The sequence below is a fragment of the Pedobacter sp. AC464 genome (assembly GCF_979253075.1).
On sequence record NZ_CEEDBV010000002.1, the window covers coordinates 994,977 to 1,011,678 of the forward strand.

Below are 16,702 nucleotides of genomic sequence, written 5' to 3' on the forward strand. Positions count from 1 at the left end.
CTGTGTTTTTGTGTTTCAAATTCTTTGAGAGCACAAACCACACAGGCATCCATTTCCGGTATTGTTACCGATGAACAAAAGAAGCCTATTCCAGGCGCTTCGGTTCAGGTTAAAAACAATTCAACAGGCTTCACCACAAAAACTTCTACAAATGCACAAGGTGAATATACATTTAAAGAACTCCCTTTGGGTGGCCCTTATTCTGTAAAAGCTTTATATGTTGGCTTTGGCGAACAAACCAGGAGTGGCTACATGCTAAATCTTGGCGATGTGGTTAAAGTTTCCATATCAATGCAGGAAGCTGCTCAAAATCTGGAAGCGGTACAAGTTGTGGCTTCAGGTTTAAAAAACAAAGTTCAAAACTTTGGTGCATCGACGGAAATCTCCGCCAAAACCATGAACCAGTTACCGGTAAATGGCCGTAACTTCTCTAACTTAATGGATTTATCGCCTTTAAGTCGCGGTGGAGGGATTTCAGGTCAATTGGGTTCATCAACAAACTATACAATTGACGGTATGAATGCTAAAAATCCTACATCAGCAGGAAGTACAACAAGCCGTAGTGGTGCGCCATACTCAATTTCGATCGAAGCGGTTCGCGAGTTTAAAGTGGTAACCAACCAATATGATGTTACTTATGGAAGAGCCGGTGGAGGCTCTGTTACAGCCGTAACCAAATCTGGTACAAACACCACAAGCGGAAGCGCATTTATGTATGGCAGAGCAGATTGGCTGGCTAGTCCTTATGATATCAGAGGTATAAAACGCGATAATGATTTCTCAACTTATCAATATGGATTTACTTTAGGTGGTGCAATCATCAAAGATAAATTGCATTATTTTGTTGGTTTAGATCACCAGAAAGATTCCCGTCCGTTAATTATTGCAGATGTGAACGGCCCTGCTGATGAAGCAAGGTTTAGGATTACCAATTCTACCCTGGCAGATTTCTTAAGTATTGCCAGAGCAAAATATGGTGTTTCAAACGATCCTCAATATGGAACATTCGACAAAAAGCGTGGTTCGGATGCTGCATTTGCCCGTTTAGACTGGCAAATAAACGACCGAAACTTGCTAACGATTCGTGATAATTATACGAACGATAGAAATCCACTTGGTTTAGCGGATAATACTGCAATTAACTTTTTCGAGAGTTATGGTAATGATAAAAACGTAGATAACAGCTTATTGGCAACATTACGTTCAACAATTAACAGCAAAGTAACCAACGAGTTAAAAGTTCAGCATCTTTATACCTATCAGGCAAGTACGCAAAACGACCAGTTGCAGTTCGCAATACCTAGAGCAGTTGTCGGAAACGTTCAATCTACCCTATCTGATGGTTCTGCGGCAAACACAGCAATTCAGATCGGCGGTCACCGTTTTGGCCAGGAAGGCTTTACAAACAACGTTTTCCAGTTGGTTGATAACTTCTACTACAACACCGATAAAATCAAATATACATTCGGTGTTGATGTAATGTATACCGATGCAAAATCACTTTATGGCAGTGAGGTTAACGGACGTTTCGAATATACAAACTCAACAGCAGGCTCATCATTACAAAATTTTAACAACTTAATTCCGAATAGATTTTACCGTGAAGTACCTTTAGTTGCCGACCCGACAGTTAAAGCCGGTATTCGGAATGCCGCAGCTTATGGCCAAATGCAGACTAAACTTGCAAAAGGTTTAGAGTTTATTGGTGGTATTCGTCTGGATTACAGCGCTTATCCAAAATCTCCTCTTAACCAGACTTTGCTAAGCGCTGTTGGCGTTAGAACAGATAACGAACTGAAACAATTTTTGGTTCAGCCACGTATTCAGTTTAACTGGGATATTAACGAGAACAGAACTGACTTTGTTCGCTTCGGTGCAGGTATCTTCGGATCGGACGTTAATAACTATGTGACCATTAATAACTTAACGTTTGATGGAACACATTTGGCAACCCTTGATGTAACTGGTGCCAACGTACCAACTCCAAATTTTGTTGGTTACCGTAATGGCACTGTCGCAACTCCATCTTTACCGGCCCTGCAAGTGCCTACAATTAACACTTACGCCGAAGACGCAAAAATTCCAGTAGTTTATAAAGCAAACTTATCATACAGTAAACTAATTACCGATAAATTAAAAGTTGGTATTACGGGTTATGCTACTTTAGGTCGCCATAATTATATGTACGTGGATAGAAATATGGCTGCAAACCCTTACTTTACATTACCAAATGAGGCAAACAGAGGCGTTTTTGTGCCTACAATTCCAAGTAATGGTGCGCCCGACTGGAAGACTGGCCGTATCAGCAATACATTTGGCCGTGTGCTTGAGTTAAACAGCAAAGGTAGAGTTAATCAGTTTGCAGTTGTTTTAGATGCAACCTGGAACTACTTTAAAGATGGGGAAATTTCTGCAAGTTTCACCTGGAATGATACGAAAGACAACACATCATACAACGGAAACGTTGCGAACTCGGCAACTTTATCGCTTCCTGTAAAAGATGACCCGAGAGATCTAAGTAACATGAGCTACTCAGATAATCAATTCAGAAATAAGGTTGTAATTTACGGTACGCTACCAACTTTTTGGGGTGTTACAGTTGGTGTTCGTTATTCAGGCATCGGCGGAACACGTTATAGTTTACTATCAGGTGCAAATAATAATGGTGATTTCGTAGCCACGAATGATTTAGCTTACATTTTTGACCCAAATAACACTAGTGTTCCACAAAATGTTCGCACAGGATTGCAAACACTTTTAAATAACCCAGATGCAAGCCAGAGTTTGAAAGATTATATCACTAAATATGCTGGCCAGATTGCGCAAAGAAACGGTGGTATTAACGATTTCTTCGGTGTTGTAGATTTAAGGGTTAGCAAAAAAATCAGATTATACAAAACGCATACACTTGAAGTTTCCGGAGATATTTTCAACTTCGCAAACTTATTAAATAAAAAGTGGGGTGTAAATGAATCATTAGGTAGCCAGGCTTTGTACGCACTTAACGGAACAGCTGCAACAGCTACTGCACCAGCGGTTCCGAATTACGATTCGGCAGCGAGAGCATTTAATTATCGTGTAAACAATTCGGGTATTGTTACGCCTTCGGGAAATCCATACCAGTTTCAAATTGGTTTGAGATATGGATTTTAACTGCTAACATTTGCGGTATCTTATCACAGCGTCATAAAAAAAGGGAATGGATTTTTATCCGTTCCCTTTTTTTATGTTTGCACTTACAAACAACAAAACTTAATGGGATTATTAATCGACTACCTGAAAAACCACAAATGGATTGTGGCTTTGGCATTATTGCTTGCAGGTGTAAATATTGGCTTTTCTTTAATGGATCCTTACTTTACCGGTAGGATTTTAGATTTATACATCAACAAACGCTCATCATTTACCAGTAAAAGCACTTACATATGGGGTGCACTCGGCTTTATTGGCCTGGCTATTGGTGCGGCAATGGTTTCGCGTATTGCGAAAAACTTTCAGGATTATTTCACCAGCGTTATTGTACAAAAAGTTGGCGCAAAAATGTATGCTGATGGCTTGCAGCACTCACTTAAATTGCCATATCAGGTTTTTGAAGATCAGCGTAGCGGAGAAACTTTAGGTGTTTTGCAAAAAGTTAGACTCGATTCTGAAAAGTTTATCACTTCTTTTATCAGCGTATTGTTCGTAAGCTTAATCGGGATGGTTTTCGTAATTGTGTATTCCGTATCGATAAGTTACAAAGTAACGCTGGTCTATTTTGCCGCGATTCCAATTATCAGCTTTGTAAGTTGGTTTTTAAGTCGTAAAATAAAAACCATCCAACGATCGATAGTTGGCGAAACAACGGCGCTTGCCGGTTCTACTACAGAATCTTTAAGAAATATTGAACTGGTAAAAAGTTTGGGTCTGGCCGACCAGGAAATCGAAAGGTTAAACAAAACGACCTACAAAATCTTAGGCCTGGAACTTAAAAAAGTGAAATATGTGAGAAGCATGAGCTTTGTTCAGGGCACAACTGTTAACCTAGTAAGGAGTTCAATGATTGTTGTATTGTTGCTGTTAATTTTCGATAACACCATTTCTCCAGGACAATATTTCTCGTTCTTATTCTACTCATTTTTCCTTTTCGGACCGTTGCAGGAACTTGGTAATGTAATTTTAGCCTGGCGTGAGGCTGAGGTTTCACTGGGCAACTTTAAAAAGATTTTGAGTACACCTGTTGATAAAAAACCTGTTAACCCGATATCTATTAAGAAGATTACGGAACTGGCTTTCAAGGCTGTGAGTTTTAAGCACCTTACCGCAAACAGGAACGCTTTAGAAAACATTTCTTTCGATACTCATAATGGGCAAACCATCGCTTTCGTTGGGCCATCGGGCTCCGGAAAATCTACCCTGGTTAAACTTTTGGTTGGCTTGTATCCGGCTAAAGACGGCGAAATTTTATATAATGGTAATCCGAGTAACGACATTGATTTAGATGCTTTAAGAGAAAAAATTGGCTTTGTAACTCAGGATACACAGCTTTTTTCGGGCACAATACGAGAAAATTTATTATTCGTAAACCCTACCGCAACCGATGAGGAGTGCTACAAAGTTTTGAAGCAGGCAGCCTGCCAAACGTTATTGGCAAGGGCAGATAAAGGTTTGGATTCTTTAATTGGTGAAGGAGGCGTAAAGGTGTCTGGTGGCGAAAAACAGCGTTTATCTATTGCCAGAGCACTATTGCGCCAGCCAGACATTTTGGTTTTTGACGAGGCAACATCTTCGCTGGATTCGATTACTGAGGAGGAAATAACAAAAACCATTAGGTCGGTTTCTGATTTAACGGACCACATTACCATCTTAATCGCACACCGGTTATCCACAATAAAACATGCTGATGTTATTTACGTTTTGGAGAAAGGCCACATTATTGAACAAGGAACGCATGAGAGCCTGATTGCACAAAATGGCTTATATCAGGCAATGTGGCGCCAACAAATCGGCGAAAGAATTGTTGAAGCTTAATAGAAAATTCTTTTTATGTTACTTCAGGCAAACGTTAACAGCAACCAGATTGCGCTATTCATTATTATTCCGGCTGTTTTATGGCTTGTTTTAATCCTGGTTGCACTTTATCACATTTCGAGAAATAGCCAGATGAGTTTCGGCGTTAAAGCTTTGTGGTTTATTATAATTATCCTGGCACCTTTTTTAGGTTCAATCATCTATCTTATCTGGGGTAAAAATAAACAGTTTTAACGATTTGTCTCGGAGATGGCTTGTATTCTGTTGAGATTCGGTTTTTTTTCTTTAACGAGTTAATATCCAATGTTCTGCGGAAATCTGCGATTATCTGCAGGAAGAATTTTTTTTAATTAATATCATTATCGCTCCCGCGGATTTCGGTGATTTGCGCAGAAAAACTTCCAGCACGCATAACTAGAGTAGCTTTAATATTCTGCGGAAATCTGCGTGCATCTAACGGAAGAAACTTTTCTAGTTAACATCATTCTCTCTCAGGCGGATTTCGGTGATTTGCGCAGAGAAATTTTCATCACGCATAACTAGTTAATTTTAATATTCTGCAGAAATCTGTGTGCATCTTCGGGAAGAAACTTTTCTAGTTAACATCATTGTTTCTCCCGCGGATTTCGGTGATTTGCGAAGAGAAATTTTCATCACGCATAACTAGTATAATTTTAATATTCCGCGGCAATCTGCGTGCATCTGCGGGAAGAAACTTTCTCTAATTAACAACATTATTTCTCCCGCGGATTTCGGTGATTTGCGCAGAGAGATTTTCATCACGCATAATTAGAATAATTTTATTCTGCAGAAATCTGTGTATTGTGGGAGGAAATTTTTCTAGTTAACATTATTATCGCTCCCACGGATCTCAGTGATTTTCTTATAAAAATTTCTATTCGTATGAAAGTAAATCGATAGAAAATAAACACAACCTAAAGCTTGCTTGTCTGTTCGTTAATATCCTGCAGACTCAGTTTCGTCAAAGATTTCGTTTTTAACCACGTGATAAAGGCGATTCCAATCGTCATACTGCCACCGAAAACCACTGCCGGAACCAAAGTTAATAGCTTTGCCGAGAGACCAGATTCGAACTCTCCGATTTCATTAGAAGACCCGATAAACATGCTGTTCACTGCCGAAACCCTCCCACGCATTTCATCAGGCGTGAGCAACTGCATAATTGTTTGCCTGATAATGACACTTACGCTATCGAAAGAGCCTTCCAGGAATAAGAAAAAAAGCGTGAGATAGAAATTTTTAGACAATCCATAGCAGATAATACTCAGTCCAAAGCCGGTAACTGCTATCAGCAAATTTCGCCACGGCTTTCCCATAGGCGAAAAGCGGGTCATGGCTAACATCGTGATCACAGCGCCTGAAGAAGCAGCACCACGCATCATCCCTAAACCAAAAGAACCTAGATGGAAAACATCCTTTGCAAACATGGGTAGCAAAGCAACCGCGCCACCAAAAAACACAGAAAACAAATCAAGACTCATTGCCCATACCATCATTTTGGTTTTAAAAACGAAATTAATGCCTTCCTTCAAGCTGTGGAAAATATTCTCTTTCGGAATATAGGTTGATGGATGTTTCTTAAATGTGAAAATGCAAATCAGAGAGATGGACACCAGTAAAACGATAACGCTGTAGGCTGCAGTAATTCCCCAAAGCCAATTCACCAGGCCGCCGGTTAAAGGGCCGATAATTGTGGCCAGTTGCCAGCTGCTGCTGTTCCAGGTACTCGAATTAGGATACAACTCTTTAGGAACAATCTTCGCCATTAACGAAAAAGTTGCTGGTCCGAAAAAGCCCCGGGCTAAACCAATACAAAAAACCAGCCCGTACATAATCAGTACGATAAGGTCTTCCTTAAGGTGGAGGTATTTGCTGGTAATAATTAACATCAAAACAGAGGCCAGCCATACACCTGAAAAAATCTTAATTAACAAACCTCGCTTCTCACTTTTATCGGCAATGTAACCACCATATAAAGCGATGCCAATTGCGGGTATAGCCTCACAAAGTCCAACAAGGCCAAGTTTCAACGGATCGTGGGTTAAATCATAAATGTGATATCCAATTACGACCGCCTGCATTTGGTAAGCGAGCGTAAAAAAGAAACGCATCCCTAAAAAAGAACGAAATTCTTTATAACGCAATGCAGCGAAAGGATCTGGTTTTAAAACAGCTGGGTCCGGATTTAAATCTGCCAATGGAATGATGTATTTTTTTACAAAATTAAGGTTTGGAAAATAAAAATTGGCATAGAATAGTTCCTTTGGAAAGAAACCTTACTACGAAATGATATTAGGAAATTTTATCAAAAGATATCCCTCTTTCTAACCTTTGCAAGTGAGCTTTGAGCAATGCATGTTCAGGCTTCTCCAGCTGTGAATCGGTTTCGAACAGTTCGATTACGGTATTTCTCGCTTCTGAAAGTATTACCTGATCTTTCGCTAAATCGGCAAGCTTTAAATCGAGCACGCCACTTTGCTGCGTACCTGTAATGTCTCCCGGGCCGCGAAGTTGTAAATCAATTTCCGATATCTCAAAGCCATTATTGGTTCTAACCATCGTTTCTAAACGAACTTTCCCTTCCTTACTTAGTTTATTACCGCTCATTAAAATGCAAAAAGAATGGTCGGAACCCCTGCCTACCCTGCCCCTTAACTGGTGTAATTGTGATAAGCCAAAACGCTCTGCATTTTCGATTACCATAACTGATGCATTTGGCACATTCACGCCAACCTCTATCACCGTTGTCGCAACCATAATCTGGCTCTTGCCCTCAATAAACTGTTGCATTTCGAACTGTTTATCGGCGTTCGGCATTTGGCCATGAACAATGCTAATCTGATAGTCTGGACGGGGAAACTGATAACTCAACTGCTCTACGCCGGCTTCCAGGTGAAGTAAATCAAGCTTTTCACTCTCCTTAATTAATGGATATACAATATAAACCTGCCTACCCTTTGCAATCTCCTGCTTCATAAAACCGAACATCCGTAGGCGTTGACCTTCAAACAGGTGTCTGGTATCAATAGGTTTTCTTCCAGCCGGGAGCTCGTCAATTATCGAAACATCCAAATCTCCATACACAGTCATTGCAAGTGTACGGGGAATTGGCGTTGCCGTCATCACCAGAATATGTGGCGGAATGATATTTTTTCGCCATAATTTTGCTCTTTGCTCAACCCCGAAACGGTGTTGCTCGTCAATTACCACCAAACCCAGGTTTTTAAATTGTACTTTATCTTCAATCAAAGCATGAGTTCCGATTAAAATATCAATCTCGCCATTTTCGAGCTGCTCATGCAAAATTATTCTGTCTTTCTTTTTTGTATTTCCCGTTAAGATGGCAACTTTAACTAAATCATCCGTAACCAATTCGGTAACCGAAGCAAAGTGCTGCCGGGCCAAAATTTCCGTTGGCGCCATCATACAAGCCTGATAACCGTTATCGTTGGCTAAAAGCATGCTCATTAACGCAACCGCTGTTTTCCCGCTACCTACGTCGCCCTGCACAAGCCGGTTCATTTGCACACCACGTTGGGTATCAATCCTGATTTCTTTAACAACACGCTTTTGCGCATTGGTTAACTCAAAAGGCAAAAATTCTTTATAAAAGCGATTCACTTTCTCGCCAACCTTATCAAACTTTACCCCTTTAAACTTCAATTGCCTTAACTGCTTGTTGTGCAATAGCTGAAGCTGAATAAAAAACAACTCTTCAAACTTCAATCGTCGTTGAGCGGCATTTAAATCGCTTTGATTTTTTGGGAAGTGGATATTTAGTAAGGCCGTTCTTTTATCCGGCAGCTGATACTTATCTAGGATATACGGCGGTAAATTTTCAGGAACCTGCGCAATCACCTGATCCAGTAATCCCGCTATCAATCTTTGTATACCCTTCGAATCGAGCGTAAACTTTTTTAACTTTTCTGTAGAATTGTAAACGGGCTGCAAGGTGAGATTACCCCGCCCAACCAACTTATTCTGGTAAAGCTCCATTTCCGGGTGAGAAATGCTAAACGTTCCGTTAAATAACGTTGGCTTGCCAAAAGCGACATAAGCAACGCCAACGGTAATGTTATCCTCCACCCATTTTAAACTTTGAAACCAAACCAGTTCCATTGTCCCTGTGTCATCTTTAAACACCGCAACAATTCTCTTGGTACGCTTCTCTCCAATTACTTTTTTACTTATAACCCGGCCGATTATCTGAATGTATTGAGCATCGGGGTTGATTTGATTTATTTTAAAATACTTTGTTCTGTCGATATACCGAAAGGGATAATGCGAAAGCATATCACGGAAGGTGAAAAGTCCGAGGTCTTTCTTAAAAACATCGGCACGACTAGGGCCTACGCCCTTAATAAATTCTATGGGCGTGTCTAAAACCGAATTAAACAAAATATCTACCGTTTCTTGTAAACAACATTTTTTAACAATTGCACGTTAAAAATAAGTATCGATAAAAGCAAAAGCAAGTATGCAAATAGCTGATGAATATCTATTTCTTCTTTAAAATAGAAAAATGCAACTGCAAAAGCAACAATTGGGTTAAGGTAAATCAAAATTCCGAGTGCCGAAGATGGCATGCCCAGCAAAGCATATGCATTCAAAAATAAAGGAATGATGGTAAACACGATTGCGATCAGCAGGATATGGCTCCAAAAAAAGCCGTCTACCGGAAAAGGATGAGCTTTTATAAGATACATTGGCAGCATAATTAAACCCGCAAGAATTAACTGTATACCCAGAAAGTTAAACTTATCAACGTTTTGAATTACCTTGAGCACGATTACGTATAAGGCATAAAATGATGCAATTACAACTGCCCATATCACTTCATACATTGACCCTGTAGCAAGCAGCACAATGCTTACAAACGCAAGCATAAGTGCAAATACTTTAATTTTACTAAGTCGCTCTTTAAGAATAATGAACCCACCGAGCGCTGTTACGAGCGGGCAAACCATGTATGCAAAAGCTGCAGCCTTTAAGCTAACACTATTTACTGCATAGATATAAGTAAACCAATTACCGGTTATTAAAAAAGCAGAAAGAAGTGTGAGGAATAAGAGTTTGCGTTTCTCTGGCGGATTTAGGGCTTTTACATAATCCAGATCTTTTTTTAATGCTTGCCGCCTAAATAACACAATGGTTACCCAAACCATCACAATAGAAATGAAAATCCTGTAATATAAAATCTCCTGCGGTGGATAGTGTTTTATACTTCTCAGCGGGATAGACATCGTTCCCCATATGATATAAGGAATAATGCCGGCAAGGAAATACTTACTTTTACCTGCCGCTGCCAAAGTTACCCTACTATGGCAATAACCGAAATTTCTACATTAACATTTTTTGGCAAAACAGATACCTGAACAGTTTCCCTTGCCGGGAAGTCTGCTGAAAAATATTGTCCATAAATTTCGTTCACCTGAGTAAAAGTACCCATATCGCTTAAAAAGATTGTTGATTTAACTACGTTATCGAACGTTAAACCCGCCTCGAGCAAAACGGCCTTAAGGTTGCGCATCACCTGATGAGTTTCTTCGTCAATACTGCCAATGTTCAATTCGCCGTTTTCAGGGTTAATAGCCACCTGACCCGATACAAACAAAAAGTTGCCAGCTTGCACTGCCTGGCTATACGGCCCGATTGGTGCAGGCGCATTTGTTGTAGTAATTATTTTTTTCATTAATGTAGATTATTTTGCAAGCCACTGAATGAGCTTGTAGATGATACCTGCAAGGAAAACCGATATGGCCAGTGCATTAATAAAATGCATAATTCTCAAATTGATGTTATTTGGCCGGTTTGGATCTTTTTTCCTAAAGAAATACATAGTACAAACTTAGCTAAAAAGGCTTAGATCAAAAATTAAAAGGCATAAAAAAAGTCCCGATTTGCATCGGGACTTTTCTTTAAACTTTATATTGAAATACTAGTTTCTAGCAGTTTCAACACGACGGTTTTGGATACGACCTTCTTCAGTATCGTTAGAAGCAATTGGGTTAGCTTCACCATTACCTTTAGTAGCAACTTGACTAGCGTTAACACCAGAGTTTACTAAGTAAGTTTTAACAGAATTTGCTCTGTCTTTAGATAATTTCAAGTTATATGCAGCAGTACCTTCGCTTGAAGCGTAACCGTTTACAGTTACTTTACCACCGTTTTCACGTAACACTGAAGATAATTTATCTAAAGTAGGATAAGATTCAGTTTTTAATACTGATGAGTTAAAATCAAAACCGATTTTTTCGAAACCTGTTACATTTGATACTGAATCAACTGCAGCTGGTTTTGGAAGTGGGCATCCTGAACCATCAACAGCAGTACCTGCAGGAGTTCCTGGGCATTTGTCGAATTGGTCAGCAACACCGTCACCATCAGTATCTTTTTTCAAATCTTCAACAGATTTTTCAACAGCAGATACACGGTTTTTCAAAGCTTCAACTTCTTGACGTAAAGTTGGATCTTTTAAATCATCATACATTGTAGCTAATGGGTTAGTCCATTCTAAGCTAGGTTTAGCAGAAGAACCTAAAGAGAATTCTAAACCAGCATAACCGTAAGAGAATTTATCTTTAGTAGTACCTTGAGCATAAATTCCGTCAAAGTTATCAGCATCAATAAAGTTCATAGTGTAACCTAAGTTGAAGTTAACACGCTCAGAAACTTTAAATTTAACACCAACACCTACTGGAATGTACATTCCTTTTACGTAGTCTTTAGCCTCGTGTGGATCTCCAACAGGACCAGTAGCTTTACCTTTCCAGTCGATAACTGTACCATTGTTGTAAGTTACTTTTGGAGCATAAGCCATATAACCAGCACCAGCAGTAACGAAGAAACCTACAGAGTTTTCACGACGTAAGAAATCGATAGAACCAACGTTAACAACACCACGTAAATCTACAGCATATTGTAATTGAGTTTCGAATTCTTTAGCAGTTGAACTACCTGGAGCGATTGGACCGTTTGTAGAAACGTTAGAACCAGATACTTTACCACGTAAACCGTTTAATTCTAAAGCGAAAGAGTGACCTAGTTGTTTACGGATATTTAAACCGTAACCTAAGTTAACATCCCATGAGTTAAAATCATTAGAACCGCCAATAGCAACAACTGGAGCTAAAACACCTCCGTTAACGCCGATTGACCAAGTTCTGTACTGTCCTCTTCCACCAAACACTTTGGTAGAAGAAGTTGTTGCAGGAGCATCCTGAGCAACAGCAAGAGTAGCAACTCCTGTTAATGCTACTAAGGAAAGCGCAACACTTTTCTTTAAAGTAGAATAATTCATAATCTTTTTTTCTTTTTTAAGGGTTAAACAATTTAATTGATTAATTTTTTAGTAACTGCAAAATTAATCAAAATATTAAATTTTCAAACTTTTATACAAACTCCGTTCCAAACTTCACTATAATTAATCATTTTCTTACTTTTGGCCACCACCTACTTTTAAATTAATTAGTTATGAAATACCCTAAAATCAATCAGGAATTATTTATTTTAAACAGAAAAAATTTCTCTAAACAGTTAAAATCCAACTCCTTAGCAATATTTCAAGCTAATGATGAGTTTCCTCGTAGTGGCGACCAAAGCTTTATCTTTAAGCAAAACCCTGATTTATTTTATTTATCAGGTATAGACCAGGAACAAACAATTTTACTCCTATATCCCGATTGTCCTAATCCTTTGTACAGACAAGTCCTGTTTTTAAGACAGACAAATGATTACATTAAAGTTTGGGAAGGCTATAAATATACTAAGGAACAGGCCAAGGAAACTTCTGGTATCGATTCAATATTCTGGCTTGAAGATTTTGATAATATTTTGCACAGCATTGTTAACTATGCAGATAATATATACTTAAACACAAACGAAAACGACCGTTACGCACATACGGTGCCATATCGCGACATCCGGTTTATTGCCCAGATGCAATCTAAATATCCGCTTCATCATTATAAACGTGCAGCCCCCATAATGCGTGAGCTCAGGGCTATAAAATCAGAAATTGAAATCGAATTGACGAAAAAAGCCTGTGGAATGACACGTGATGCCTTTATAAGGGTGTTGAAGTTTGTAAAACCTGGCGTGAAAGAGTATGAAATTGAAGCAGAAATTATTCATGAATTTATTCGTCAGGGCGGAACCGGACATGCCTACACGCCAATTATTGCTTCGGGCCATAACGCTAACATTCTGCATTACAACGACAACAACCAGGAGTGCAAGGATGGCGATGTAATTCTCTTTGATTTTGGCGGCGAGTATGCAAATTACAATGCAGACATGAGTCGTTCGATACCTGTAAACGGAAAGTTTACGAAACGACAAAAAGAGGTTTATAATGCAGTGTTGCATGTGATGAAGGCAGCCACCAGGTTGCTTGTTACCGGTACCGTGTGGAATGAATACCACGAAGAAGTTGGAGAAATTATGACAGAGCAGTTAATTGGCTTAGGATTATTGACTACCACTGAAGTGAAGAATCAAAATCCGGCCTGGCCAGCATATAAGAAATACTTTATGCATGGCACTTCACATCATTTAGGAATTGACGTTCACGATTTTGCGAGTAGATATACGCCATTTGCAGCTGGAAATATTTTAACGGTAGAACCCGGCATCTACATTCCTGAAGAAGGTTTAGGTATCCGTTTGGAAAACAATATATTGATTACAAACAGTGGAAATATCGACCTGATGGATGATATACCTCTTGAGGCGGATGAAATCGAAGACATTATGAATTAAATTTATCGGCAAAACGATAAAGGTTAAAGTTATCTGTTTTCAAAGCTTCGTGAATTTCTTCGCGAAGCTTTTTTTTATCAACCGTTTTCATTTTTTTATGCTGAATAATTCTCCATGCTTTTTCAGCAAAAAGAAATGCTCTCTTTTCACTTTGACTCCCCGCAGCGGGTTCGGCAATCCATTCAGCTAATTCCTCAATGCCCTGGTTTTTATCGGCTACTGTTTTTAAAATCGGGATAACCTTATTTACCTGATGGACTATTTTTTTGAGATTATTGGCAAAGGTGGCGGCACCATCCCTGTCGGCCTTATTTATTACAAAACAATCCGCAATCTCCATCAAACCCGATTTGATATTCTGTATTTCATCGCCGGATTCTGGCACCAAAACAACCACGGTTTTATCGGCCAAACCTGCAATTTCTACTTCCGATTGGCCTACTCCAACGGTTTCAACCATTATTAAATCAAAATTTGCTGCTTTTAAAACATCAACCATTTCAATGGTTTTAGCAGAAACACCGCCCAAAGCACCCCGTGTTGCAAGAGACCGGATAAATACGTTTGGATTGTTAAACTGAGCTGCCATCCTAATCCTATCGCCAAGCAGCGAGCCATAATTAAAAGGCGAAGTGGGATCAATAGCCAATATCGCGATGCGCATACCCCTGGCTAAAAAGTGATTTGTTATTGCATTTACCATTGTGCTTTTCCCTGCGCCCGGCGGCCCGGTTATGCCTAATACAATTGCTTTCGAATCACTCTGCAAATCTCTCAAAAGCAAATCTGCGGGCTGTATATCGTTCTCAACCAAAGTTAATACTCTGGCCAAAACCTTATAATTGCCTAGCTTAATTTCGCTTAAAAGAGTTCGATGGGTATTCATCAATAAAACTATATTTGTACAAATAAACAAAATTATCAAGCGGATATAAGCTTAATTCATAAGGAAATTTAATGAAAGTAACCGGATTTACCTTTATCAGAAATGCAATTACCAACGACTACCCGATAAAGGAAGCAATACTTTCAGTTTTACCCCTCTGTGATGATTTTGTTGTTGCCCTAGGAAACTCTTCAGATGAAACTTCGGCCCTGGTGAAAAGTATTTCGCCAGAAAAAATAAAAACAATTGATACCATTTGGAATGAAAGCCTGAAAGAAGGCGGTTTTGTATTTGCTGATGAAACGAATAAGGCCATAGCAGCGGTGGCAAATGAGGCCGATTGGCTGGTGTATATTCAGGGAGATGAAGCCATACATGAAGACTTTTTGCCTTTAATTGAGCAGGAAATGAAAGCTGAGCTGAACAACAAAAATGTTGAGGCTTTGCTTTTAAAGTACAAACATTTTTACGCTTCTTATGATTATGTAGCCGAATCGAGACGATGGTACAGAAGGGAAGTTAGAATATTAAAAAATTTACCCGGAATACATTCTTATAAGGATGCACAGGGCTTTAGAATAAACGGGCGGAAGCTGAAAGTTAAATTAATTGACGCCTATATTTACCATTATGGTTGGGTTAAACCACCAGAAGGCTTACAGGGAAAGGTTCGTAATTTTAATAAATATTACCAAACAGAAGAATGGATAGCGGAAAACTATCCCGTTCAAAACAGTTTTGATATGCATAATGCAGACAGGCTGGTTCATTTTACGGGCAGCCATCCAAAAGTTTTGCAAGCAAGAATTGAAGCCGCAAACTGGAAATTTGAAAAAGATTTAACTAAGGAAACGCCCAAAATGAATTTTAGAAGGAGATTTTTGCAGAAAGTAGAAGATTTAACGGGCTTGCGTTTATTTGAATACAGAAACTATAAAATTGTTAAATAAATGCAAAAAAGCGTTTCTATCGTAATACCCAATTATAACGGCAGGCACCTGCTCGAGCGATATTTACCATCTGTATTCGAAGCAGCAGAAAATGCGGACACCGATTTTGAAGTGATTGTAATAGATGATGGCTCGAAAGATGAAAGCATAAGTTTTATTCAACAGCAGTATAAAAGCGTAAAACTGCTCATAAATGATAAAAACAGAGGCTTCTCGTATACTTGCAACCACGGCATTCGCGAGGCTAAGTACGAGCTGATTTTGCTTTTAAATTCGGATGTTAAACTCACTCCTGACTATTTTAAGCAACAATGGAAGTATTTCAACAAAGCAGATACTTTTGGTGTAATGGGCAGGATAATGAGTTTCGATGATAAAAAAATAGAAGATGCCGCCAGATTGCTTTATTACAGTGGATGCAGAATTAAAGCCAACAAGTTTTACTATAGTGAAAACCCGCGAGATGAGCATGTTTACACAGCCTATCTTTCTGGCGCCAATGCTTTGGTTGATGCAAAAAAGTTAAAGGAACTTGGTGGTTTTGATGAGATTTTTTCTCCTTTTTCCTCAGAAGATTTTGATTTGAGCCTTCGGGCGTGGCAATTGGGCTGGAAATGTTATTATGAACATCAATCGGTTTGTTTTCACCACATTAGCGGGAGCACTAAAACTCAAATTAAATCGAATTTTATTAAAAAGATATATTACCGAAACCGGTTCCTGCTCCAAAGAATTCAGTTGCAAGGCAATCGGTTATTTTTGTTGCCATTTCACCTAATTTTCGCCGAGGTGATTCCGAAATTGCTCACGGGTAAATTTTGGATTTGGAACGCCTATGAGGATTATTTATCAGCAATGGCCAGCGTAAACCAAAGCCGGGAGCGCCTGCAAACACTAAAGTTAAAATACAATTCAACATTAAACGTTTCTGAGGTGATTGGGATAATTAATAAATCAATTGAAGGAAAAAGCATTACCCGTTTGTAATTTTACTTGCCACAAATAAGCTAAACTTAAAGCTTTGTTTGAAAACCGTACATTTGCCAAGTTTTATTAGATTTTTTTGGAAGCGTTT

Annotated in this window: 13 protein-coding genes; 6 read left to right on the top strand and 7 right to left on the bottom strand. The window is 39.0% G+C overall.

Annotated elements, in window-relative coordinates; all coding sequences use genetic code 11:
* The first annotated feature begins 24 nt into the window (after nt 1-24).
* The 3 genes from AC0IWT_RS15110 (at nt 25) to AC0IWT_RS15120 (ending at nt 5,244) form a co-directional block, all read left to right on the top strand.
* On the top strand, nt 25-3,153 hold the full coding sequence (locus AC0IWT_RS15110; RefSeq protein ID WP_471797788.1) for a TonB-dependent receptor: 3,129 nt from the start codon (nt 25-27) through the stop codon (nt 3,151-3,153).
* Between the two features lie 102 nt (nt 3,154-3,255).
* Nucleotides 3,256-5,010 carry an ABC transporter ATP-binding protein gene (locus AC0IWT_RS15115; RefSeq protein WP_056869464.1) on the top strand — a complete coding sequence of 585 codons (1,755 nt, stop codon included), beginning with the start codon at nt 3,256-3,258 and terminating at the stop codon, nt 5,008-5,010.
* A 15-nt stretch (nt 5,011-5,025) separates the two neighbouring features.
* A complete protein-coding gene (locus tag AC0IWT_RS15120; protein WP_471797789.1) occupies nt 5,026-5,244 on the top strand; it encodes a PLDc N-terminal domain-containing protein in 219 nt (72 codons plus the stop codon).
* 701 nt (nt 5,245-5,945) lie between these two features.
* Here the strand turns inward: AC0IWT_RS15120 and AC0IWT_RS15125 are convergent.
* The 6 genes from AC0IWT_RS15125 to AC0IWT_RS15150 all read right to left on the bottom strand — a co-directional run bounded on the left by AC0IWT_RS15125 (nt 5,946) and on the right by AC0IWT_RS15150 (nt 12,331).
* Nucleotides 5,946-7,229: an MFS transporter gene (locus AC0IWT_RS15125; protein WP_471797790.1), complete on the bottom strand. Its 1,284-nt coding sequence runs from the start codon at nt 7,227-7,229 to the stop codon at nt 5,946-5,948.
* Between the two features lie 94 nt (nt 7,230-7,323).
* Nucleotides 7,324-9,429: an ATP-dependent DNA helicase RecG gene (gene recG / locus AC0IWT_RS15130; RefSeq protein ID WP_471797791.1), complete on the bottom strand. Its 2,106-nt coding sequence runs from the start codon at nt 9,427-9,429 to the stop codon at nt 7,324-7,326.
* Nucleotides 9,430-9,434: 5 nt separating this feature from the next.
* The gene (locus tag AC0IWT_RS15135; protein ID WP_471797792.1) at nt 9,435-10,340 is read right to left on the bottom strand and encodes an EamA family transporter; all 906 of its coding nucleotides are present in this window, start codon (nt 10,338-10,340) and stop codon (nt 9,435-9,437) included.
* A gap of 2 nt (nt 10,341-10,342) precedes the next feature.
* Nucleotides 10,343-10,723: a RidA family protein gene (locus AC0IWT_RS15140; RefSeq protein ID WP_471797793.1), complete on the bottom strand. Its 381-nt coding sequence runs from the start codon at nt 10,721-10,723 to the stop codon at nt 10,343-10,345.
* 9 nt (nt 10,724-10,732) lie between these two features.
* Entirely contained in the window at nt 10,733-10,870 is a 138-nt protein-coding gene (locus tag AC0IWT_RS15145) for a DUF6728 family protein (RefSeq protein WP_369817211.1), read from the bottom strand.
* 99 nt (nt 10,871-10,969) lie between these two features.
* A complete protein-coding gene (locus tag AC0IWT_RS15150) occupies nt 10,970-12,331 on the bottom strand; it encodes an OmpA family protein (protein WP_056869459.1) in 1,362 nt (453 codons plus the stop codon).
* A gap of 173 nt (nt 12,332-12,504) precedes the next feature.
* On the opposite strand from AC0IWT_RS15150, the gene AC0IWT_RS15155 reads away from it, so the two are divergent.
* Nucleotides 12,505-13,791: an aminopeptidase P N-terminal domain-containing protein gene (locus tag AC0IWT_RS15155; RefSeq protein WP_471797794.1), complete on the top strand. Its 1,287-nt coding sequence runs from the start codon at nt 12,505-12,507 to the stop codon at nt 13,789-13,791.
* Here the strand turns inward: AC0IWT_RS15155 and meaB are convergent.
* On the bottom strand, nt 13,781-14,677 hold the full coding sequence (meaB, locus tag AC0IWT_RS15160) for a methylmalonyl Co-A mutase-associated GTPase MeaB (protein ID WP_471797795.1): 897 nt from the start codon (nt 14,675-14,677) through the stop codon (nt 13,781-13,783). The two genes, AC0IWT_RS15155 and meaB, sit on opposite strands and share 11 nt — an antisense overlap.
* A gap of 71 nt (nt 14,678-14,748) precedes the next feature.
* Here meaB and AC0IWT_RS15165 point away from each other — a divergent pair, with 71 nt between their 5' ends.
* Together AC0IWT_RS15165 and AC0IWT_RS15170 are read left to right on the top strand one after the other, a co-directional pair.
* Entirely contained in the window at nt 14,749-15,627 is an 879-nt protein-coding gene (locus AC0IWT_RS15165) for a glycosyltransferase family protein (protein WP_471797796.1), read from the top strand.
* Nucleotides 15,628-16,614, top strand: coding sequence for a glycosyltransferase family 2 protein (locus AC0IWT_RS15170; RefSeq protein WP_471797797.1), 987 nt, complete (start codon nt 15,628-15,630; stop codon nt 16,612-16,614).
* The last annotated feature ends 88 nt before the right edge of the window (nt 16,615-16,702 follow it).

Bases quoted from the DNA above. Each gene is read 5' to 3' on its own strand.
- AC0IWT_RS15115 (WP_056869464.1), top strand. From the start codon at position 3,256: ATGGGATTATTAATCGACTACCTGAAAAACCACAAATGGATTGTGGCT.
- AC0IWT_RS15120 (WP_471797789.1), top strand. From the start codon at position 5,026: ATGTTACTTCAGGCAAACGTTAACAGCAACCAGATTGCGCTATTCATT.
- AC0IWT_RS15140 (WP_471797793.1), bottom strand. From the start codon at position 10,723: ATGAAAAAAATAATTACTACAACAAATGCGCCTGCACCAATCGGGCCG.
- AC0IWT_RS15145 (WP_369817211.1), bottom strand. From the start codon at position 10,870: ATGTATTTCTTTAGGAAAAAAGATCCAAACCGGCCAAATAACATCAAT.
- AC0IWT_RS15150 (WP_056869459.1), bottom strand. From the start codon at position 12,331: ATGAATTATTCTACTTTAAAGAAAAGTGTTGCGCTTTCCTTAGTAGCA.
- AC0IWT_RS15155 (WP_471797794.1), top strand. From the start codon at position 12,505: ATGAAATACCCTAAAATCAATCAGGAATTATTTATTTTAAACAGAAAA.
- meaB (WP_471797795.1), bottom strand. From the start codon at position 14,677: ATGAATACCCATCGAACTCTTTTAAGCGAAATTAAGCTAGGCAATTAT.
- AC0IWT_RS15165 (WP_471797796.1), top strand. From the start codon at position 14,749: ATGAAAGTAACCGGATTTACCTTTATCAGAAATGCAATTACCAACGAC.
- AC0IWT_RS15170 (WP_471797797.1), top strand. From the start codon at position 15,628: ATGCAAAAAAGCGTTTCTATCGTAATACCCAATTATAACGGCAGGCAC.